The 20,531-nt window shown below is 66.1% G+C and carries 22 protein-coding genes; 19 read left to right on the forward strand and 3 right to left on the reverse strand.

Going from position 1 to position 20,531, the window contains the following annotated elements:
* Nucleotides 1–13 precede the first annotated feature (13 nt).
* The 3 genes from F3N42_RS11205 to F3N42_RS11215 are packed head-to-tail and all read left to right on the forward strand — an operon-like array spanning nt 14 to nt 2,771.
* Nucleotides 14–1,045, forward strand: a complete 1,032-nt coding sequence (locus F3N42_RS11205) for a TRAP transporter substrate-binding protein (RefSeq protein WP_150864554.1) — start codon at nt 14–16, stop codon at nt 1,043–1,045.
* Complete coding sequence (locus tag F3N42_RS11210) at nt 1,033–1,521, forward strand: TRAP transporter small permease (protein WP_150864555.1); 489 nt, start codon at nt 1,033–1,035, stop codon at nt 1,519–1,521. Before F3N42_RS11205 ends, F3N42_RS11210 begins: the two co-directional genes overlap by 13 nt.
* A gap of 2 nt (nt 1,522–1,523) precedes the next feature.
* Nucleotides 1,524–2,771, forward strand: a complete 1,248-nt coding sequence (locus F3N42_RS11215) for a TRAP transporter large permease (RefSeq protein ID WP_224784870.1) — start codon at nt 1,524–1,526, stop codon at nt 2,769–2,771.
* Here F3N42_RS11215 and mobA read toward each other — a convergent pair.
* Nucleotides 2,731–3,726, reverse strand: a complete 996-nt coding sequence (mobA, locus tag F3N42_RS11220; RefSeq protein WP_150864556.1) for a molybdenum cofactor guanylyltransferase — start codon at nt 3,724–3,726, stop codon at nt 2,731–2,733. The two genes, F3N42_RS11215 and mobA, sit on opposite strands and share 41 nt — an antisense overlap.
* 706 nt (nt 3,727–4,432) lie before the next feature.
* Between mobA and F3N42_RS11225 the strand changes: the two genes are divergently transcribed.
* From F3N42_RS11225 to grxD, 13 genes are all read left to right on the forward strand, one after another.
* Complete coding sequence (locus F3N42_RS11225) at nt 4,433–5,218, forward strand: ABC transporter ATP-binding protein (RefSeq protein WP_150864557.1); 786 nt, start codon at nt 4,433–4,435, stop codon at nt 5,216–5,218.
* On the forward strand, nt 5,218–5,970 hold the full coding sequence (locus F3N42_RS11230; protein WP_150864558.1) for an MlaE family lipid ABC transporter permease subunit: 753 nt from the start codon (nt 5,218–5,220) through the stop codon (nt 5,968–5,970). Before F3N42_RS11225 ends, F3N42_RS11230 begins: the two co-directional genes overlap by 1 nt.
* Nucleotides 5,971–5,987: 17 nt before the next feature.
* Complete coding sequence (gene mlaD, locus F3N42_RS11235) at nt 5,988–6,461, forward strand: outer membrane lipid asymmetry maintenance protein MlaD (protein WP_150864559.1); 474 nt, start codon at nt 5,988–5,990, stop codon at nt 6,459–6,461.
* Nucleotides 6,458–7,096, forward strand: a complete 639-nt coding sequence (locus tag F3N42_RS11240; RefSeq protein WP_150864560.1) for an MlaC/ttg2D family ABC transporter substrate-binding protein — start codon at nt 6,458–6,460, stop codon at nt 7,094–7,096. The genes mlaD and F3N42_RS11240 overlap by 4 nt, the downstream gene beginning before the upstream one ends.
* Before the next feature lie 29 nt (nt 7,097–7,125).
* Nucleotides 7,126–7,863, forward strand: a complete 738-nt coding sequence (locus tag F3N42_RS11245) for an MlaA family lipoprotein (RefSeq protein WP_150864561.1) — start codon at nt 7,126–7,128, stop codon at nt 7,861–7,863.
* Nucleotides 7,860–9,626 (forward strand): ABC transporter substrate-binding protein, encoded by a 1,767-nt coding sequence (locus F3N42_RS11250; protein WP_150864562.1) that lies wholly within the window; start codon nt 7,860–7,862, stop codon nt 9,624–9,626. Before F3N42_RS11245 ends, F3N42_RS11250 begins: the two co-directional genes overlap by 4 nt.
* Nucleotides 9,623–10,576: an ABC transporter permease gene (locus F3N42_RS11255; protein WP_150864563.1), complete on the forward strand. Its 954-nt coding sequence runs from the start codon at nt 9,623–9,625 to the stop codon at nt 10,574–10,576. The genes F3N42_RS11250 and F3N42_RS11255 overlap by 4 nt, the downstream gene beginning before the upstream one ends.
* On the forward strand, nt 10,573–11,427 hold the full coding sequence (locus F3N42_RS11260; RefSeq protein ID WP_150864564.1) for an ABC transporter permease: 855 nt from the start codon (nt 10,573–10,575) through the stop codon (nt 11,425–11,427). The genes F3N42_RS11255 and F3N42_RS11260 overlap by 4 nt, the downstream gene beginning before the upstream one ends.
* Nucleotides 11,424–13,244, forward strand: a complete 1,821-nt coding sequence (locus F3N42_RS11265; protein ID WP_150864565.1) for an oligopeptide/dipeptide ABC transporter ATP-binding protein — start codon at nt 11,424–11,426, stop codon at nt 13,242–13,244. Before F3N42_RS11260 ends, F3N42_RS11265 begins: the two co-directional genes overlap by 4 nt.
* Nucleotides 13,225–13,719: an NDR1/HIN1-like protein gene (locus F3N42_RS11270; protein ID WP_150864566.1), complete on the forward strand. Its 495-nt coding sequence runs from the start codon at nt 13,225–13,227 to the stop codon at nt 13,717–13,719. The genes F3N42_RS11265 and F3N42_RS11270 overlap by 20 nt, the downstream gene beginning before the upstream one ends.
* 73 nt (nt 13,720–13,792) lie before the next feature.
* Complete coding sequence (locus F3N42_RS11275; RefSeq protein ID WP_150864567.1) at nt 13,793–14,350, forward strand: YkvA family protein; 558 nt, start codon at nt 13,793–13,795, stop codon at nt 14,348–14,350.
* A gap of 18 nt (nt 14,351–14,368) precedes the next feature.
* Nucleotides 14,369–15,517: a hypothetical protein gene (locus F3N42_RS11280; protein ID WP_150864568.1), complete on the forward strand. Its 1,149-nt coding sequence runs from the start codon at nt 14,369–14,371 to the stop codon at nt 15,515–15,517.
* Nucleotides 15,518–15,573: 56 nt separating this feature from the next.
* Nucleotides 15,574–16,497: a Grx4 family monothiol glutaredoxin gene (gene grxD, locus F3N42_RS11285; protein ID WP_150864569.1), complete on the forward strand. Its 924-nt coding sequence runs from the start codon at nt 15,574–15,576 to the stop codon at nt 16,495–16,497.
* A gap of 25 nt (nt 16,498–16,522) precedes the next feature.
* Here grxD and xth read toward each other — a convergent pair whose 3' ends face one another.
* Nucleotides 16,523–17,296 carry an exodeoxyribonuclease III gene (gene xth, locus F3N42_RS11290; protein WP_150864706.1) on the reverse strand — a complete coding sequence of 258 codons (774 nt, stop codon included), beginning with the start codon at nt 17,294–17,296 and terminating at the stop codon, nt 16,523–16,525.
* Nucleotides 17,297–17,423: 127 nt separating this feature from the next.
* On the opposite strand from xth, the gene F3N42_RS11295 reads away from it, so the two are divergent.
* The 3 genes from F3N42_RS11295 (at nt 17,424) to F3N42_RS11305 (ending at nt 18,602) form a co-directional block, all read left to right on the forward strand.
* Complete coding sequence (locus tag F3N42_RS11295; RefSeq protein WP_150864570.1) at nt 17,424–17,801, forward strand: diacylglycerol kinase; 378 nt, start codon at nt 17,424–17,426, stop codon at nt 17,799–17,801.
* On the forward strand, nt 17,788–18,099 hold the full coding sequence (locus tag F3N42_RS11300) for a Kazal-type serine protease inhibitor family protein (RefSeq protein ID WP_224784871.1): 312 nt from the start codon (nt 17,788–17,790) through the stop codon (nt 18,097–18,099). Before F3N42_RS11295 ends, F3N42_RS11300 begins: the two co-directional genes overlap by 14 nt.
* Before the next feature lie 80 nt (nt 18,100–18,179).
* Nucleotides 18,180–18,602 (forward strand): hypothetical protein, encoded by a 423-nt coding sequence (locus F3N42_RS11305; RefSeq protein WP_150864571.1) that lies wholly within the window; start codon nt 18,180–18,182, stop codon nt 18,600–18,602.
* Between the two features lie 21 nt (nt 18,603–18,623).
* Here F3N42_RS11305 and sppA read toward each other — a convergent pair whose 3' ends face one another.
* Entirely contained in the window at nt 18,624–20,489 is a 1,866-nt protein-coding gene (gene sppA / locus F3N42_RS11310) for a signal peptide peptidase SppA (protein WP_150864572.1), read from the reverse strand.
* Between the last annotated feature and the right edge of the window lie 42 nt (nt 20,490–20,531).

The raw sequence follows: 20,531 nt of genomic DNA on the forward strand, positions 1-20,531 counted from the left end.
CGGTGAACCCGACATGAACCGAACGATCCTGAAAGCCCTTACGGTCCTGGTAGCCTGCGCCAGCCTGGCCCCGGCCATGGCCGCTGCCGACATGACCTTCAAAATCGCCACGGTCGTGCCCGAAGGCTCCAGCTGGATGACTGCCATGCGCGCCGGCGCCGAGGACATCGAGGCGCGAACCGAGGGGCGGGTTAAATTCAAGTTCTATGGCGGCGGCGTGCAGGGCAATGACGCCCAGGTCCGCCGTAAGATGCGCGTTGGCCAGTTGCACGGCGGCGCGTTCACCTCCGGCGCGATGCGCGACTTCCACCCCGACATGGAAATCTACGGCCTGCCGCTGCTGTTCCGCGGCTATGACGAGGCCCGCCAGTTGCGTGAGCAGTTCGACCCGATCCTGTACCAGCGCCTGGAAGACGCCGGCTACGTGACCTTCGGCTTTGCCGGCGGCGGCTTTGCCTACATGGCCTCGAACACCCGCATCGCCAACCGCGACGACATGGAAGGCCTGAAAATCTGGATTCCGGAAGGCGACCAGGTGGCCCGCGCCGCCGCTGACACGCTGGGCATCGCGCCGGTCACGCTGCCGCTGACCGATGTCCTGACCGGCCTGCAGACCGAACTCATCGACACGGTCATGGGCCCACCGGTGGGCATGATCGTCATGCAGTGGCACAGCACGGTCGAGTACATCACCGACTTCCCCATCGCCTACGTGTACGCCGGCGTGATCATCGACAAGCGCCACTTCGGCAAGATCTCGGAGCAGGACCAGGCCGTCGTTCACGAAGTCATGGGAGACGTCTACCGCGGCTTCGATGAAGCCGGCGAGAAGGACAACGCCGAAGCCCTGGACGCCCTGTTCGCCGGTGGTATCCAGCGCGTTGACCTGACCGACGCGGAGAAGGCGCGCTGGCGGGAATTGCTGGAAGCCTCGAACCGCGAAGCCGGCAACCGCGGCGCGTTTGACCTGGAACTGCTCGACAGCATGGAGTGCGCCCTGGGTGCGATCCGGGGCACGGTGGACGCGGGCGAATGCAGCCAATAGAGCGCACCGCGGGCCGGCTTGAGAAGGCCGGCACCTGGGTCGAGAACGCGCTGCTATGCGCCCTGCTGCTGGCGATGATCGGCCTTGCCTGCTGGCAGATTTTCGCCCGCAACCTGTTCGGTTCGACCCTGGTCCTGGGTGATGAATTGTTACGCCTGATGGTGTTGTGGCTGACCCTGGCCGGCGCGCTGGCCGCCAGCCGCGCCGACCGCCATATCGCCATCGCCCTGCTCGACCGGGTGCTCGATGGCCGCGCGCTCGATGCCGCCAAGGCCGTCACGGAAGCCTTCACGGCCATCGTCTGCGCGCTGCTGGCCTGGTACAGCTACGCCTTCGTCATGATGTCGCGCGAATTCGAGGATGTGCTGCTGGGCGGCGTTCCCGCCTGGTGGCTGCAGGCGCCGCTGCCCATTGGCTTCGGCCTGATGGCCTGGCGGCACGCGCTGCACGCCATTGCCCGGGCCCTGGGGCGCTGACGGTGTTCTGGCTGCTTATCCTGGTGCTGGTGCTGCTTGGCGCGCCACTGTTCGCCATCATCGGCGCCAACGCGCTGTGGAATTTCCACGGCGCCGATATCGACCTGCAGGTGGTCGCCATCGAGTTTTTCGGCATCGCCGAGACCCCGGTGTTACTGGCTATCCCGCTGTTTACCTTCGCCGGCTACCTGCTGAGTGAATCGCAGGCGCCCCGGCGCCTGGTGCGGCTGACCAACGCGATGCTGGGCTGGATGCCCGCCGGCCTGGCCGTGGTCGCACTGGTGGCCTGCGCGCTGTTCACCGCCTTCACCGGCGCGTCCGGCGTGACCATCGTCGCACTCGGCGCGCTGCTGGTTCCGGCACTGGGCCAGGCCGGCTACCCCGAGCGATTCAACCTGGGCCTGGTGACCACGGCCGGCAGCCTGGGGCTGCTGTTCGCGCCGTCGCTGCCCCTGATCCTGTACGGCGTCATTGCCGAGGTCTCCATCGAGGACCTGTTCCTGGCCGGCGTGATCCCCGGTGTACTGATGCTGGCCATGCTGTCCGGCTACAGCATGTGGAAAAACCGCGCCATCCGTGTCCCGCTGGGTGATTTTTCCTGGCGCGAGGTGGCGGCGGCGGCACGTGAAGCCGCCTGGGAAATCCCCCTGCCGGTGGTCGTGCTGGGCGGTATCTACAGCGGCTTCTTCGCCATCTCCGAGGCTGCGGCGGTGACCGCGCTCTATGTCCTGATCGTCGACCTGCTGATCCTGCGGGAAGTGAAATTCCGGCAGCTGCCGTCGATCATCCGCGAATCGATGATCCTGGTGGGCGGCATCATGATCATCCTGGGGGTCTCGCGGGCGTCGACCAACTTCATGATCGACGCCGGCGTTCCGCAGATGCTGCTTGAGTGGGTCAGCGGATTCGTGTCCAGCCCGTTCGCCTTCATGCTGATGCTGTTGCTGTTTTTGCTGGTGCTGGGCGCGATCCTGGATATCTTCTCGGCGATCGTTCTGGTTGTGCCACTGGTGCTGCCGGTGGCGGTGCAGTTTGGCGTCGACCCCATCCACCTGGGCATCGTCTTCCTGGCCGCCATGCAACTGGGCTACATCACGCCACCAGTGGGTTTGAACCTGTTTATCGCCGGTTATCGGTTCGACCGGCCCATCGTCGACATTTACCTGTCGACGCTGCCGTTCTTCGCCTTCCTGTTACTGGCGGTGGTGATTATCGCGTTCTGGCCGGGCCTGTCGCTGTGGCTCGTGTGATGTCCATCCACTCGGCGTAGCGACGGGACAGCACCCGGTAGTCGTCTTCGTCGTCGACATCCAGGCTCAGGCCGCCGAACGGGGTCACGGCCACCTTGACGGGGCCACCCAGGACGGCGCTCACCGCCGCTTCGACCCGGTCCATGGTATTGCCGGCCCTGACCCGGCGGTAGACGCCGCCATCGCCCGCCGCCAGCATGGCGGCGAGTTGCAGCCGGCCGATCATCCAGGCCGCGGTCCAGCCACCCTGTTGCCGGAACAGCGAGATCACCAGCTTCATGACGTTGCGCCAGTCCTGCGCCTTTCGGTAGGAGAAGCTGGTCTGCAGGAATTCAGAGTGCGCCAGCAGGCGTGGGCGGACCACGTAGATGTTGGCCAGGCGCATGCGGCCTTCGGCCAGCTGGACCATTGGCCGCTGGATGCCGGGATGCTCCGTGCTGCCATGGAACGGCGTCAGCCCGTTTTCGTCACAGACGCCGACGACCATGGCATTCGGGTCGCCCTGCGCGGGCTCAAGCGCCGCGGCGCGGGCGACAAAGTCGTCAATGCCGGCCGCGCTGACCAGCGGCAGGTCACAGGACACCAGCAGGATGGGTCGACGGTCAGCGGCGTCGGTACCGGCGTCCGCGTAGCTGGCTTCGACGGCACGAATGGCCGCCCAGGCGTTGTCCAGCATCTTGCCTTCCTGGGGCACGCAAACGGTCTGCCCGCACCCCGATAGCGCCTGCTCCAGTTCCGCCTGCGGCCCGACGACATAGGTCCGCTTGATGAGCGTAGACGCGCCCAGCGCGTCGACGACGTGCCGCACCAGGGGCCGGCCCTCGATATCCAGGAAGGCCTTGTTTCGCCCGTCGATCAGGCGCTTGGGGTTTTGGTGTGTGCCTGACAGGACCACCGCGTCCAGCGGTGCGGCCTGGCCCGGGTTGGGCTCATCGTTGGATTCGGTACGGGGCATGGTGACTATTATGCCGCCAAAGCCGTTTTTGGTGGCGGGATTGCGGCTTTCTTGTGGCCAAATTCGTTTTGTCGCAAGCTGATTTTCCCCCGTTCCACAACCATCCGAGCATGATTCAAAAACTTGCACACGCTACATCAGGTTTTGGTTCATCATTTGTGGACAATGTGGACAATTTGCGCTTTGACACAATTCTGCCACAGGAGTAATTTGAACTCCCCGTTGATTGAAACCCACCGGCCGCAAGGTCGGAAACGCCGGAAGGACGGGACCGGTCTCCGGACCGGGACAGAACGGAAGGCGACCCAGCGAACGGCCGACCCGCCGAACACTTGGGAGGGTGAAAGAGACGGCCAGCGCCCCGGTGGTACAGGGCGCGCTACCCCGACCGGGTTCTGCCATTGATGCGGTCGTACCATGTGGGTGGCTCGAAAGGGATTCGCGGTCCCTGGAGATAGACGCGAAATGCGTCGATAAAGAACGGCGGGAGGAAGTCCCGCGCCAGGCAGCCGAAGTGCAGAACGGATGCGGAGCCAGGCGAAATTGGAAAGGCCCAGGTGCAACTGCAGTTCACCTTAAGCGGAGTTCCAGTACCTTCACGGCCGGGGAAGCGCAAGCTTCCCCGGCTTTATTTTGGGCCACTGTTTCGCGCCCCCATCCGTAATACAATAGACATCTCACCGGTAACCACACCGAGCCCGGCCACATGTCTTCCAACCACGAACACGCCATTCGCCTGGAGAACGTCGTCTTCCGACGCGGCGACCGCGCGATCCTGGACCACGTGAGCCTGACCATCCCAAGGGGTGCGATCGCCGCGGTGATGGGCCCCAGTGGCGTGGGCAAGACCACGGTGCTGCGGCTGGTTTCAGGCCAACTCAGGCCGGATTCAGGCCGCGTGCTGGTCAACGGCGAGGACGTCTCCTCCATGGGCCGCCGGGCGCTGTTTCGCATGCGGGAGAACCTGGGGTTTTTGCTCCAGAACGGTGCGCTGTTTACCGACCTGACGGTGTTTGAGAATGTCGCCACGCCGTTGCGCGAGCACCGCGATTACGACGATGAGCGCATCGAGGCGATCGTCAGCGAGCGGCTGGCATCCGTGGGCCTGGAAGGCACCGGGCAGCTGATGCCGCATGAACTGTCCGGCGGCATGGCGCGGCGCGTGGCACTGGCGCGGGCCGTCGCCCTGGACCCGTCGATCGTGCTTTTCGACGAGCCCATGGCCGGCCTGGACCCGATTGCCGTTTCAACCATCAATGAACTGATACGCCGTACCAACGACGAACGCGGCCTGACCAGCGTCGTGGTCACCCACGATGTCGAGCAGATGTCGCGGCTCGCTGACTACTGCTACATCCTGGTGGATGGCCGGATTGCCGGCGAGGGCCCGCCGTCGGAACTGGCCGACAGCCCCGACGCCGCCGTCCGCCAGTTCATGAATGGCCAGATGGACGGCCCGATTCCGTTCCGGTACGCGGGAGCCGGCGGCTGATGGGCGCGCGCTGGCTGTCACCGGTCGCCGAGACCGGCCGCGCCGCGCTGTTCGTGCTGCGCATGCTGGCGGCCATCCGCCCAGGACCCAGGCTGGCGGGCGAGACCCTGCGCCAGGTGTACCTGGTGGGCGCCCGCTCGCTGATCATCATCATGATCTGCGGCTTTTTCGTCGGCATGGTGCTGTCGCTGCAGGCGATTAACGCGCTGGCACAGTTCGGCGCGGCCGACCAGGTCAGCCTGCTGGTCGGCAAGTCCCTGTTCCGCGAACTGGGCCCGGTATTGACCGCGCTGCTGTTCGCCGGCCGGGCCGGCACGGCCATCGCCGCCGAGATCGGCCTGATGAAGGCCACCAGCCAGGTCGACGCGATGGAACTGATGGCCATCGACCCCGTCCAACGGGTGGCGCTGCCGCGTTTCCTGGCCGGCCTCTTGTCCGTGCCGCTGTTGACCGCCATGTTCTGTGCAATGGCAATCCTGGGTGCGATGGTGTTTGCCATCGGTGTGATGGGCCTGGATGCCGGCATTTTCTGGAGCAAGCTGCAGACGGGCGTGCGCTTTGGTGACGACCTGGTCGGTGGCATCTGCAAGAGCGTGGTGTTTGGCGGTATCGTCAGCGCCACGGCCACCTGGTACGGCTTCAGCGCCCGGCCCACCGGCGCCGGCGTCGCCACGGCCACCACCAACACGGTCGTGATAAGTTCGGTACTGGTACTGGTGGTTGATTTCATCATGAGTTCTTTTTTCACCTGAACACGGAATAACGAGACATGCGCGCGAATTACAAGGTGGAACTGGCGGCGGGACTGTTCCTGGTCATCGGACTGGGGGCCCTGCTGTGGCTCGCCACGCAGGCCACCGACTACGGCCGTGACATCGGCCGCGAGGCGTACACGGTATCCGCGCGGTTCACCAATGTCGGCGACCTGCGCGAGCGCGCGCCGGTGAAGATCGCGGGTGTGCCCGTGGGCCTTGTGGACGGCATCGAGGTCGACCCGGTGACCTTCGAGGCCGTGGTTCAGCTGCGCATCGACAACCGCTTCAACGAAGTACCGACCGACACCAGCGCATCCATCCTGACCAGCGGCGTGCTGGGCGACCGCTATGTCGGGCTCGAGCCCGGCGGCTCGCCGATGGCGCTGGTCGATGGGGATGAATTGATGTTGACGCAATCCGCCGTGGTGCTGGAACAGCTGGTGAGCAAGTTCCTGTTCAACGCCGGCGACGACAAGGACGAGCAATGACACAGCCAGAACCTACACGGCGGCCATGGATCGCTGCCGCACTGGCGCTATTCGCACTCATGATGGTGCCTGTCGCGGCTTACGCCGAAGATGACCCGGCCAATATTGTCCGCGGCGCCGCCGACCGCCTGATTGAGCAACTCGACGCCCAGCGCGAACAGCTCAAAGCCAACCCCGACATCGCACGCCGGCTGGTTCGCGACGAACTGTTGCCGATCATGGATACGGTGTTCTCTGCGCGGCTGATCCTGGGCCGGGCCGGTCGCAACGCCACCGATAAGCAGGTGGAAGATTTTGCCGAGGCGCTGAGCACATCGCTGATCGACCGCTACGCCACCGGTGTCGTCGAATACCGCGACGGCGACCAGATGGAGGTACTGCCCACGCGCGGCGATCCGAACCCACGGATGACGCGCGTGCGAACACGGGTACAATTACCGGACGGCAAGCACCTTCCGGTCGACTACGTGTTCCACAAGACCGACGGAGGCGACTGGAAAGCGTTCGACGTGATTGTCGAGGGCATTTCCTATGTGACGACGTTCCGCAGCCAGATCATGCCGCAGGTGGAGGCATCGGGCATCGAGGCCGTCACGGCGCGACTTCGCAGCGGCGAACTGGCGCTGGAAGAATAATTCACTACCGGGGAGGACGGCGCAGGCACATGAGTTTCTCACGACGCGGCCACTGGCTGGCGATTGCGCTGTGCGCTTTGCTTTCGGCCTGCGCCGGCACCCAGAATCGTCATACCGACCCGGTCAACGACCCCTGGGAAGGCTATAACCGCAAGATGCACGCCTTCAACATGGGGCTGGATCGCGCGGTCCTGCGGCCGGTTGCGAAAGGCTACGACACGATCACCCCGGACCCGTTGCAACGCGGTATCGGCAACTTTTTCCGTAACCTGTCCTACCCAGTCACGGCGCTCAACCAGATCTTCCAGGGCAAATTCGTGGAGTTGGGTGAGAGCACCGACCGCTTTATCAAGAACACGACCTTTGGCCTGCTCGGGTTCATCGACGTGGCCACGATGACCGACGTGCCGTTTCACGACGAGGACTTTGGCCAGACCATGGCCACCTGGGGCTGGGAGGACAGCCGCTATTTCGTGCTGCCCATCTTCGGCCCATCGACGATTCGCGACACGTTCGGCCGCTCGGTCTACGGCACGGTCCACCCGATCAGCATCTATGCCCGTGAACAGGGCAATTACTGGCCGGCCGTCGCCGACGTGATCCAGTTTCGCGCACAACTGTTGCCACGGGATGAACAGATCTCCTCGGCCTACGACCCCTACGTGCTGATCCGTGACGCCTGGTTGCAGAACCGCACTTACCTGATCTACGACGGCGAACCGCCGGAACCCGACTACGACGCCTATCTGCAAGACCTGGAGGAATGAAAAGACTGCTCCCGCTCCTGTTGCTGATGTGCGCCTGTTCCGACCAGGCCACCGGCCCTGACGGCAGTACCTATGTTCACTCCATGGATGGCGCGCCCGACTCGCTGGACCCGGCGTGGGCTTCCACCATCTACGCGAACACGGTGGTGGTCAACCTCTACGACACGCTCTACCGTTACCAGTATCTCGCCCGCCCCTACGCGCTGGCACCCAACCTGGCAGCGGCCATGCCGGAGTCTTCGGAAGATGGCCTGACCGTCACCATCCGCATCAAGCCGGGCGTTCATTTCGTCGACGACCCCGCTTTTCCCGGTGGAGCAGGCCGCGAGGTCACGGCGGCCGATGTCATCTACTCGATCCAGCGCCATTTCGACCCGGCCACGCGGGCGCGCGGTGCCTGGCTGTGGCGCGACCGCATTGTCGGGCTGGATGAATGGAAGGACGCAGGGGCCGACTATGACACCGATGTCGCCGGCCTGGTCGCACTCGACTCGCATACCCTGCAGGTCCACCTGACCCGCCCCTACCCCCAGTTCGTTCACACCCTGGCCCAGGGCTACGCAGGGGTCGTGCCACGCGAGGCCGTGGAAGCCTACGGCAGGGCCTTCGGCGCCAAAGCCGTCGGTTCCGGCCCGTTCCGGCTGGTGAGCTTCGACAGCGCCCGGGTGGTCATGGATCGCAACCCGGGTTTTCGTGCCGAGACCTTCGACCTGGCGGCCGAGGGCTACGACGCCGGCACGCAGTCCGGCCTGGGCCTGGAACCGTTGCAGGGGCGCACACTCCCGCTCATCGACCGCCTGGAAGTCGAGTTCATCGCCGAGGACGCGGCGCGCTGGAACGCACTGCGCGGCGGCGAAATCGACTATATCAAGGTGCCGGCGGCGCAGTTCGACCAGGTCCTGGCCACCCGGAAGCCCCTGTCCCTGGTGCCCGACCTGGCCGACGAATACGCCGTTGCTGCCGCCCGCGAGGCCGGCTTCGTCTACACCAATTTCGACATGTCGAACCCACTGATCGGCCACAGCGACGACCCGGACAGGGACGAACGCAATCGCGCCCTGCGTTGCGCCATCATCCGCGGCTTCGACTGGGAGCAGCGAAACGAGCGGTTCTTCTCCGGTATCGGCGCGGTATTCCCCGGCATCATTCCGCCGGACGTGCCGGAGCATGACCCGGCACAGGACAGGACGTCGGTGCAGCGCGACGTCGAAGGCGCCCGCGCGCTGCTGGCAGAGAATGGCTGGACTGCCGAGTCACTACCGACCCTCACCTACGGCTATCCATCCAGCGTCACCGAGCGGCAGATGTTCGAACAGTTCCGCGCGTTCATGGCCGATATCGGCTACCCGCATGACAGGATCAAGCCGCTGGTCTACGCCCGCTTCGGCGACTACCAGCGGGCCTACAGCGAAGGCGAGGTGATGCTGATCACCAGCGGCTGGACCATGGACTACCCGGATTCGGAGAACCTGGTGCAGCTGTTCTACGGCCCCCATGCCGCGCCGGGCGCCAACTCGGCCAGTTACAGCAACCCCGAGTACGACGCCCTGTTTGAGCAGGCGGCGCCGATGCCACCGTCGCCGGCACGCACCGAACTGTACCGGCGCATGAACCAGATGGTCATCGATGACTGCGCGACCATCAGTGGCCTGAGCCGGACACTGGTCTTCATGTGGCAGAAGGACGCCCGCATGCTCCCCGACCGGTCCTTCACCGGCGGCTACTTCCTCCGCTTTGTCGACATGGCCAGCGCCGACGAATGAGCACCGCCCGCTACCTGGCGCGGGCGGCGCTACAGGGTGCTGCGTTATTACTGGGCGTTACGCTGGTCAGCTTTGTGCTGATGGTGCATTTCGCCCCGGACCGCACCTGGGGCCTGTTGGGCAAGAACCCCACGGCCGAACAGGTGGCCGAGGTGCGTCACGAACTGGGTTACGACCGCCCCCTGGCCAGCCGCTACGTCGATTTCCTGGGTGAACTGGTCACGCTGGACTTCGGTCACTCCGACACCACCGGCGAGCGGGTCACGGACATGCTCTCGCGCACGGTGCCGGTGACGCTGGCGCTAGTCATTCCGGGTTTCATCCTCGGCAATGTGCTGGGCATCATCCTGGGGCTGGCGGCTGCCTGGAAGCGCGGGCGCTGGCTGGACCGCTGGGTGATGGCCGGCTCGGTGGCGGGCATGAGCCTGAGCTTCCTGGTCATCATCATCGCCCTGCAGATCCTGCTGTGCACGCCCTGGGGCCTGGACCTGTTTCCTGCCCGTGGCTGGCGCGTCGACGGCCTGGGCAGTTACCTGTGGTATGTCACCGTGCCGACGCTGGCGCTGGTCACGGTCACGCTGGGCTACAACGCCCGCTTCTACCGCTCGGTGGCCGCCGAGGAACTGGACCGCAACCACATCCGCACCGCCCGCGCCTATGGCGCCTCACCCGCGACCATTTTGTTCGTGCATGTACTGCGCAACGGCGCGATCGCGATCCTGACCCGGGTGCTGTTCTCGATTCCGCTGGTGGTCGTCTCCGGCAGCCTGCTGCTGGAAACCTACTTCGGAATTCCCGGCGTAGGGCGGGTGACCTTCGATGCCATCACCAGCGGTGACCAGCCGGTGCTGAAGGCCGTGGTCTCGCTGACCGCGGTGGCCTTCGTCCTGCTGCAGGCCTGCGCCGATGCCTGCTACCGCTGGGCCGACCCCAGGGTTGCCCGGTCATGACAGATCTTCGCCATTGGATTAGCGCACTGGGCCGGGCAGGCCAGGCCGGGCTCGTGATCGTCGCATTGTTCACGCTGGTCGCTTTCGTCATGGCCGTGGTGCCGGGGCCTGGCGACGCCACACTGGCTTCCGGCGCCGGCCAGTGGGAACCGGCGAGCACACGGCACTGGTTCGGCACCAACCGGCTGGGCCAGGATGTCTTCGCCCGCGCCATGGGCGGCGCGGCCACGGCCATCAAGGTGGGCACGCTGGTGACGGCCCTGTCACTGCTGCTGGGCGCCGCGGCCGGCGCCGCGGTGGGCTGGCGCCAGGGCGGCTGGGTCGACACCCTGGTGGTCTGGCTGATGGGCGTACTCGACGCCATTCCGTTCTACCTGTTCGCCGCGGCCCTGGCCTTCGCCCTGGGCGCCGGCACCCTGGCCATGTACGCGGCCATGGTGCTGACGTTCTGGACCGCCACCGCCCGCCTGGTGCGCGCCGAGGTCCTGCGCCTGCGGCAGATGGACTACGTGGCATCCGCCCGCGCCATCGGCCTGCCGGGATGGCGCATCGCCGGGCGGCACCTGCTGCCCAACTGCCGGCACCTGCTGCTGGTCCAGGCCGTGCTGACCTTCGTGGCCGCCATCAAGACGGAGGTGATCCTCAGTTTCCTGGGCATCGGCGTGCGCGACGGCGTCAGCTGGGGGCTGATGCTGTCCGAGGCAACCCAGGACGTGCTCGCGGGCCACTTCGGCAACTTTCTTGCCGCGTCCCTCCTGATGTTCATCCTCCTGCTTGGCTTCAACCTGCTGGCGGACGCGTTGCAGGACCGCGACAGCCAGGCCCGCCCGGACGGGGTGCGAAGCCCATGAGCACAGTGCTGACGGTCTCCGGGCTCGCTGTTGACCTGCCCGCTGGGGGCACGGTCCAGGCGGTCCTGCGCGATGTGTCCTTTCACCTTGAACCCGGCCGCATCACCGGCCTGGCCGGTGAGTCGGGCAGCGGCAAGACCACGGTCGCGATGGCGCTGATGGGCCTGCTGCCGGCGGGTGCGCACCTGCGCTCCGGCACGGCCACGCTGCACGATCGCGACGTCGACCTCCTGGCCATGTCGGAACCGGTGGCACGGACCATCCGTGGACGTGATGTGGCGATGGTGTTCCAGGACCCTGCGACCGCACTGGACCCGGTGCTGACCATCGGCCGGCAAATGCGGGCCGTCGCGCGCCGCCATGGTGTGGCCGCCGACCCAGGTACGGCCGCGCAGGCCGCGTTGGCCGAACAGGGCTTCCGCAGCCCATCGGACATCATGGGCGCTTTTCCGCATGAGCTCTCGGGCGGCATGCGCCAGCTGGTCATGATCGCGATGGCGGCAATGGTCCGCCCGGCAGTGCTGCTGGCGGACGAGCCGACCACGGCGCTGGATGTGACCACACAGGCCAGGGTGCTGGAAAACCTTCGTAAGCTGGCCCAGAGCGACAACATCGCGATCCTTCTGGTCAGTCATGACCTGCGTGTCCTGGCGCAGACTGCCGACGAACTCCTGGTGATCCGTGACGGCCGTATCGTCGACGCCGGTCCGACCCGGCAGGTGTTGCAGTCACCGTCCAGTGACTGGACCCGGCAACTGGTCGCCGCCGTGCCACCGGATCCGTTCGGGCGCGGCGAATCACCAACTTCCGGCATCCCTGGGCAGGCGAACGACGTCCTGCTGTCGGTCAACCACCTGGATATCCGTTACCACGCCGCCGGGATTTTTGGCGGTCGCCGGGGGCCGGCGAAGCAGGCGGTCATCAACGTCAGCCTGCAGCTACGACGCGGCCAGGCCTATGGGCTGGCCGGCGAGTCCGGCTCCGGCAAGAGTTCCCTGGCGCGCGCCATCATGGGGCTGGCACCCGATCCCGGCGGCGAGATCCTGTTCAACGGCGAGCAGCTGGCGACACGGCCGGCCGACCGCAGCCCGGAGCAACTTCGCCGTATCCAGGTGGTGTTCCAGGATCCGGATGCTGCCCTTAGCCCGCGCCGGTCGATCGAACAGGCCCTGCTTGAGCCGCTGCAGCATTTTGGCCTGGGCGCCGCTGCCGAACAGGCACACCGGGTTCGCGCGGCCCTGGCCGATGTAGGCCTGGAAGACGACATCCTGCCGCGGCGGCCGCGGCAGCTGTCCAGCGGCCAGCGCCAACGGGTCGCCATTGCGCGGGCCCTGGTCTGCGAGCCCGACCTGCTGGTGGCCGACGAAGCCGTCTCGGCCCTGGACATGACCACCCAGGCCCGGGTCCTGGCGCTGCTGAAACACTTGTGCGAAGAGCGCGGCATCGCGCTGATGTTCATCTCCCACGACCTGTCGGTGGTGGCTGAACTGGCCGATACCGCGGGCGTCATGCTCAATGGTCACCTGGTCGAACAGGCGCCAGTGAACACGCTGTTCACTGCCCCGCGCCACCCCTACACGCGCAAACTCGCCGCCGCCTCGCCCCGGCTGGCGCACGCCGGCCCGGCGCCGGAGATCAGCGCACTGGACGGCCTGGACGCGACGCCCTCGCACGGCTGCGTCTACCAGCACCGCTGCGAGCGCGCCACCGGGCTCTGCACCGAGTCCTCGCCCGAAGCCGTTTCGGGTGCGAACGGCGTTCGCATAGAATGTCATTTTCCAATCACGGTACCCGCTGATGAACCATCAAACGGCTGATGTTCCGCCCTCACCCCGCGCCTGGCGCCTGCCGGCCCTTTGCACCGCCCTGCTGTTGCTGTTGACGGCTTGCGGCGGCGGTGGTGTCAAGGGCGAGGCGCCGTTCGTGCAGGTCACCAGCTGGCGCATCGACGGAAACGCGCTGGCGGTGAGCTTGCGGCTGCGCAACGTCAACAGTGAAGCCCTGGTCGTTGACAGTATTCACCTCGATATCGAAGTGGACGATACGCCGCTGGCCACCCATATCGCCCAGCAGCGGTTCGAGATCGCGGCCAATGGCATGGAGTCGCTGGAACTGCAACTGACCGCCAAGGATGACGGCGTCGCCGCGCTGGAGCGACTTTCCAGCGGCGAGACCGGCAGCCTGCGCACCCGTATCGAGGGCGATGTCATCAGCCCGGACGAGGGGCGCCTGGCCTTTCATCGTGATGGTCATATCTACACGGTCCCCGGCCGCCCCGGGAACTTCCGCTGAGCCCGCATTGCGCCGGCACCGGCAGGGGCGGTAGGCTACTTCGCCTGGACCGCATTCTTCGGCGAGTACGCACATGAGAATCAGCTTCGACCTCAGCCAGTCCGACCTGGAACATTTCCGTGAAGTCATGACCCGCGCCCGCGAGGCGGCGAAGGAACATGACGTCGACCAGGTGATCGACAGCGCCCGCGCGTTGATCACCGAGATCAACAGTTCCGAAACCTCGGATTTCATCCGTGACCGGATGCATACGCTGGAAACCCTGATCGGCATGGTGCTGGATTCCGGCTGGGGCCTGGTGGCCGAAGACCGCCAGCGTGTGATCGAGGCGCTGTCCTACTTTGCCGAGGCCGACGACCTGATCCCCGATGACATCCCGGTGCTCGGCTACCTGGACGACGCGATCATGATCGAGATCGTCGCCGAGGAGCTCAAGCACGAGATCCAGGCCTACCGGGATTTCGTCGTCTTCCGTTCCGCCGAGCAGGCCCGCCTGGGCGAGTCGGCTGAAGATGTCGAGCGTGCCGACTGGCTCGAGTCACGGCGCCAGCAACTGCATTCACGCATGCGCCGCCGGCGCCGCCGGGGTGGCGACAAGAGCGGCAGCAAGTCGCCGTTCTCGCTCTTCTGAGCCATCGGTTCCAGGCCCGTGGCTGCAGACCACCTTCCCATACTCATCGGCGTTGAGATCGATGCCGAGCGCCTGCCGGAAGGCGCGCCGCGGACCACCATCGACCGGAACAGTGCCGAGCAGCTGCTCGCCCACCTGGCCACCGACCTGGCCGCGCTGGCGCCGGGCGCCCGTCACTGTTCACTCGCGCTCTCCGGCGCGCTGTATGACCCCACCGAAATCCTTCGCCCCGGTTACCCGGTGTTCGCCGCGCTGGCACAGTTGCAGAAGCACGCCGGCGACCAGGGGCCGCGACTGCTCAGCGTCGGCGCCGATGGCGAGCGCATGCCGCTGGACGGCCTGCAGCCCGGCTCGGCGGTGCCACGGGGCGCGCTGCAGCTGCTCGCACTGTCGCTGTCCGGCCCGGCGGACGAACTGGAACTGATTGCAGAGGAGGCCGAATACCGGTTTCTTGAAGAAGGACAGTTGTCTGCGCACACGGCCAAGGCCGTCGAGGCGCATTTCCGCCTGGCGACAGCGCATGCCCGGTTCATGACCCTGACCGACATGCAGGCCATGCTGCGCCTGCAACTGGAGCATTTTGGCTTCCTGCCGCTCTGGGAGTTGTTGCAGGCGGCCCTGGAGCAGGACGACGAGCCACTCGAGGTCCGCGCGGCCCAGGGCCAGCAGTTCCAGTGGACCGGCGACCGGGTGCTGGCGCGTTTCGAAACCTTTGATTACTGGGCTAGCCACGGCGGCGGTGCAGAACTGCCCGCCGACGAGGCCGCGCTGGCGAGTGCTTACGGCGCCTGGACTCGCGGCTACCGCCAGTTCCTGATCACGCTGCGGGCGCATGACGTGCCATTGGAGCAACACTTGCCCGGCAGCACGACCCCGCTGTCGGGCGAGTTCCTGCTCGAGGATACCGGGCCGGTACACGGCGATGACGAAATCGCGGGCATCACCGAGCACAGTTGCGACGACACCGGCATGATCGCCGTGTCGGTCATCGACGATGGCCGGCTGCTGAACTATTACCCGCTGGCGGCTGCCGGCGTGGACGCCCTGCACGCGCGGATTCGCGCGTCGAGCAGCGGCTGCGGGCTGTCCTACCCCGGCACCATGGTCATCGACACGGCCTCGCGCCGGCTGGCGCCGGATACGCTGGCGGACAGCGCCAGCGCTTGAACCGGGCCCCGCCCCACCCCATCTTCTGAACTGACCCCGAACGACGGAACCCAACCATGTCCCTTTCCGATGCCACCCGCGAGAAAATCGAGCACTACCTGGACCAGGACCGCGTCGTCCTGTTCATGAAGGGCTCCCCGCGCCAGCCCATGTGCGGCTTCTCCGCCAAGACCGCGGGCATGCTCGACAGCCTGCTCGGCGAGTACACCAGTGTCGACGTGCTGGCGGACGAGGAAATCCGCGAAGGCATCAAGGTCTACGGCCAGTGGCCCACCATTCCGCAGCTGTACATCGACAAGGAACTGGTCGGCGGCTGCGACATCGTCACCGGCATGTTCAACAACGGCGAACTGCATGAAATGCTGGGCCTGGAAAAGCCCGACCGCACGCCGCCGGAAATCATCATCACCGAGGCGGCGGCCGCCAAGATTGCCGAGGCCATGGCCGATCATGACGATGTCGCCCTGCACCTGCAGGTCGATGCCGACTGGCAGACCCGCTTCAGCCTGGCACCCGCGCAGGGCGGCGAAATCGCCACACAGGCCGGCGGCCTGACGGTCCTGCTGGACCTGGCCTCCGCACAGCGCGCCCGCGGCGCGAAGATCGACTGGGTCAGCACCATGCAGGGCGAAGGCCTGTCCATCGACCTGCCCGGCGCGCCCGCACCGGTGCCGCAGATGCCGGTCGCGGAGCTGAAAGACAAGCTCGACGCAGGCGCCATCACGCTGGTCGATGTCCGCCCGATGGACGAGCGTGAAAAGGCCTCCATCGAGGGTGCGCTGGGCATGGACGCGACGGTCATGTCGCAACTCGAAGCGATGCCGACGGATACGCCCATCGCGTTTATCTGCCACACCGGTGTCCGCAGCCAGGCGGCGGCCGAACACTTCCGCAAACTGGGCTTTACCGCGGTGGCCAACGTGGCTGGCGGTATCCATGCCTGGTCGGTGGAAATCGACCCGTCCATCCCGACGTACTGACGCGTTACGCGTTACGGGTGACGGGTTAGAGCGAGAATTCGGCGATGGCGGGGGCGTGGTCGGAGGGGCGTTCCTGGCGGCGGGGCTCGATATCGACGTAGGCCGCGGTGCAGCGGTCGGCGAGCGCCTTTGACGCCAGCACCAGGTCGATTCGCAGGCCCATCTTGCGGCGGAAGGCGTTCATTCGGTAGTCCCACCAGCTCCAGGTCCGTTCTTCCTGCTCGAACAGGCGGAAGGTATCGGCCAGGCCCGGCGCGCACAGCTTCGCCAGCGCATCGCGCTCCGGCGTGCTGCACAGGATCTGCTCGTGCCAGGCCTCCGGGTCGTGAACGTCGCGGTCATCCGGGGCGATATTGAAATCACCCAGCACGATGACCTTCTCGTGCGCCTGCATCTCGGCCCTGACCCACTCGGTCACCGCCGCAAGCCACGCCAGCTTGTACTCGTACTTGTCCGAACCGACTTCCTTGCCATTGACCACGTACAGGTCGATCACGCGGACATCACCGTAGGTTGCCGCCAGCACGCGCCGCTGCGGGTCGTCGAAACCCGGGATATCCATGATGATGCCGTCCGCGCTCGCGGGCTCGCGGCTGAGGATGGCAACGCCGTTATAGGTGGGCTGCCCGGAATAGACACTGTGATAGCCGGCCTCCGCCAGCGCCTCGACGGGGAACTTTTCGTCCACGAGCTTGGTTTCCTGCAGCGCGAGAATGTCGGGCTGCGCGTCGGCGCACCACGCCAGCACATGGGGCAGTCGTACATTCAAGGAATTGACATTCCAGGATGCTACTTTCAGCATGACGAACGGTCCTCGGGGCCATCTTGAACGAGCCGCGGATGTTAGCATGGGCGCCGCGCCCGACGCCCGCGCAGCCACAGTGAATGGAGCCGACCATGTCGCGAGTCACCGCAGGAGCACATGCATGAAACCGGGCAAGACAGGCATCAGCCGGATCATTGACGCCACGGGCTATTCGATGAAGGGGCTACGCGCCACCTGGGTCAGCGAGGCCGCGTTCCGCCAGGAAGTGCTGCTGGCCGTGGTCCTGTTGCCGCTGTCGTTCTGGCTGGCGACCACCCCAGTACAATGGGTGATCCTGGTGGCCCCGTTGATGCTGATGCTGATCGTCGAACTGCTCAACAGCGCCGTCGAGGCAGTGGTTGATCGCATTAGCGACGCGCATCACGAACTGTCCGGGCGCGCCAAGGACATGGGCTCCGCGGCCGTCCTGCTGTCACTCATCCTGCTCGCGTCCTCGTGGGGCGCCATTGCCTGGGAGCGTTTCCATGGTTTTGCCTAGATTTTCCCTGACGACCCCCCTGCCCCGAATTCTCGTCGCCATCGTCATGTGCGCCTGGCTGGCGGCCTGTGCCGGGCAGGACGACGACAACGAAGCCACCGGGAAAGCCGCGGCCACCGCGCCGGAGACTGTCGCCGAAGACTGTGTCCTGGACCCGCCGGGCGAACCGGTCATGTGCACCCAGCAGTACGACCCGGTCTGCGGCTGCGATGGCAAGACCTATGGCAACGCCTGCATGGCCCGCGGCGCGGGCGTGCCGAGTTTCACCCCGGGAGCCTGCGGCAGCGGCCTGGACTGAGCACTCGTCCACCCGTGCTGGACGCGGCAGCCCCACGCGGGTTAAGTTGCCGCGATGAAAACCGACTGCCTGGACACGCCATGACCCTGAACCTGAGAGCCGCCTTTCTCCTGCTGCTGGTTGCCGTAATGGCCGCTGGCTGTCACACACCGAAGCAGGACAAGAGCCTGGATGAGACCCTGAGCCAGTACGAATCGATGGTTCGCTGGAGTGAATGGGATGGCGCCGTCGGCTTCGTGGCACCCGATTTCCTGGAAAAGCACCCGATCACGCGGCTCGATGTCGATCGACTGCGGCTGTTCCGCGTGACCAACTACACCGTCCGCTCAGGCACGCCGATTGATGGTGGCGAAGGCTTCGTGCAGGTGGTGGAAATCCGCATGTACAACAAGAATCGTGCCGTCGAGCAGGTCGTCATGGACCAGCAGGAATGGCGCTGGGACGCCGTCGGCGAGCGCTGGATGCTGCACTCCGGCCTGCCGGACGTTACCCGCCGTTACTGATCGACACGCCGCCTGGCAGGATCAGCGGATCCTGCACAGGCAGTGCGCGGCGAGCGTGATGCGCTCACCGCTGGACGCCAGGTAGCGCATGTCCTCGTAAACCCGGTTGGCCAGGGTCAGCGGCGCCCAGTCGGCGCGCAGCGCGCTGACCGGGCCAGCGGCACCGGCCACGAGCGTGACCGCACCCAGCGTGAACTCCTCCACGAAAGCCTCGAACGGTGTCAGCTCCTGCTGGTACCACTCGACACGGTAGTCCTCGCCCAGCCCGGCCATGCGGGCCGCGGCATCCACCGCTTCGGCGGTCGTGCCCAGCCGGTCCACCAGGCCGTGCCTGGCCGCCTGCGCGCCACTCCAGACGCGACCACCGGCGATGGCGTCGACCTCTTCAACGGTCATGCCCCGCGCCTCGGCCACGCGCTCCAGGAACTTGCGATAGGTGTTCTGCACGCTGGCCTGGAAGATCTGCCCCACGCCCTCGTCCAGCGGCTGGTCGATACGCAGCTTGCCGGCCATCGGGGTTGTCCCCACGCCATCGGCGCGCACACCAATTTTCTCCAGCGTGCCGCCAAAGGTCGGGATCATCGCGAATACGCCAATCGAGCCGGTCAGCGTGGCCGGGCTGGCCCAGATTTCGTCGGCGGCCGTGGCAATCCAGTAGCCACCCGATGCTGCCAGTTCGCCCATGCTGATGACGACGGTCTTGCCGCTGTCGCGCAGCAGTTGCAGTTCGTTGCGGATCTGCTCCGAGGCCAGCACCTCGCCACCGGGGCTGTCCAGCCGCAGGACCACGGCGCGCACGCCATCGCGTCGGCCGACATCCCGCAGCTGGTGACTGAGCGCATCCGCGCCAATTCGTCCCGGACCCGGGTCGCCGCTGGTAATGTCGCCGGCGGCGACCACGACCATGACATCGGGCGCACCCGGCGCCGGAATGGGCGGGCGCATCATGGCCAGGTAGTCCTGGTGGCCGATGCGACGGAAGCCGTCACCCTGGGCATCGGGGGCACCACGCAGCGCCAGTTCCTGGCGGGCCACCGGCCGGGTCACCAGGCGGTCGACCAGGCCAGAACGCAGGGCCCACTCGGCCAGGTCACCATCCCATGCCCGCGCCGCGGTGGGCAGGTCCGCCAACATCGGTGCCAGCGACTCCTCGGGGATGCCGCGATGCCGGGAGACCCCTTCGATGTACTGATTCCACAGGTTGCCCAGCCAGTGCAGGTTGGCCTCGCGCGCCTCCGGTGACATGTCGTCGCGGATGTACGGCTCCATCGCCGACTTGAACTCACCGGCGCGGAACAGGTTGATTTCCACGGCCAGCTTTTCCAGCCCCTCGCGGTAGTAGTGCCGTACACGCGAGTAGCCATCGATAAAGACCATGCCCTCGGGGTGCAGCCAGACTTCGTCGGCCATGGACGCCAGGTAGTAGCCGTGCTGGGTCATGTAGTCGCCGCTGCCGATCACGCCCTTGCCGGTTTCCTTGAACCGTTCGACAGCGCCTTCGAGTTCCAGCAACGCCGGCATGCCGATGCCGGTGAGATAGTCGGTATCGATGACCATCTGGGTGATGCGCGGGTCCGTCGAGGCCTTGCGCACGGCGTCCAGCAGGTCGCGCAGGCGCGTTTCCATGGGTGGCTGGTCGCTGGCCTGCTGCAGGGCGCGGTCGAGCGGCGTAGTCGTGAATTCTTCGACCACCTGGCCGAAGGGGCGTAACACCAGCGTGGTGTCGTTTTGCAGCCGTACCGGCTGGCTGCCCGGCGCCAGGAAGACCAGCAGCACGATAAACAGCAGCAGCAGGAACAGCAGGTTCAGGAACACCTTGCGCGCGCCATCGATGACGCGCCAGAGGCCTACGAAAAAGGTCTTCAGTCCCGAGTCGGGCTTGCTCATGTTGCCGGATCCATTACAGGTATGCCGCCATTGTAGGGTCGC

It is taken from the genome of Marinihelvus fidelis, assembly GCF_008725655.1.
In the GTDB taxonomy this organism is placed as follows: Bacteria; Pseudomonadota; Gammaproteobacteria; order Xanthomonadales; family SZUA-36; genus Marinihelvus; species Marinihelvus fidelis.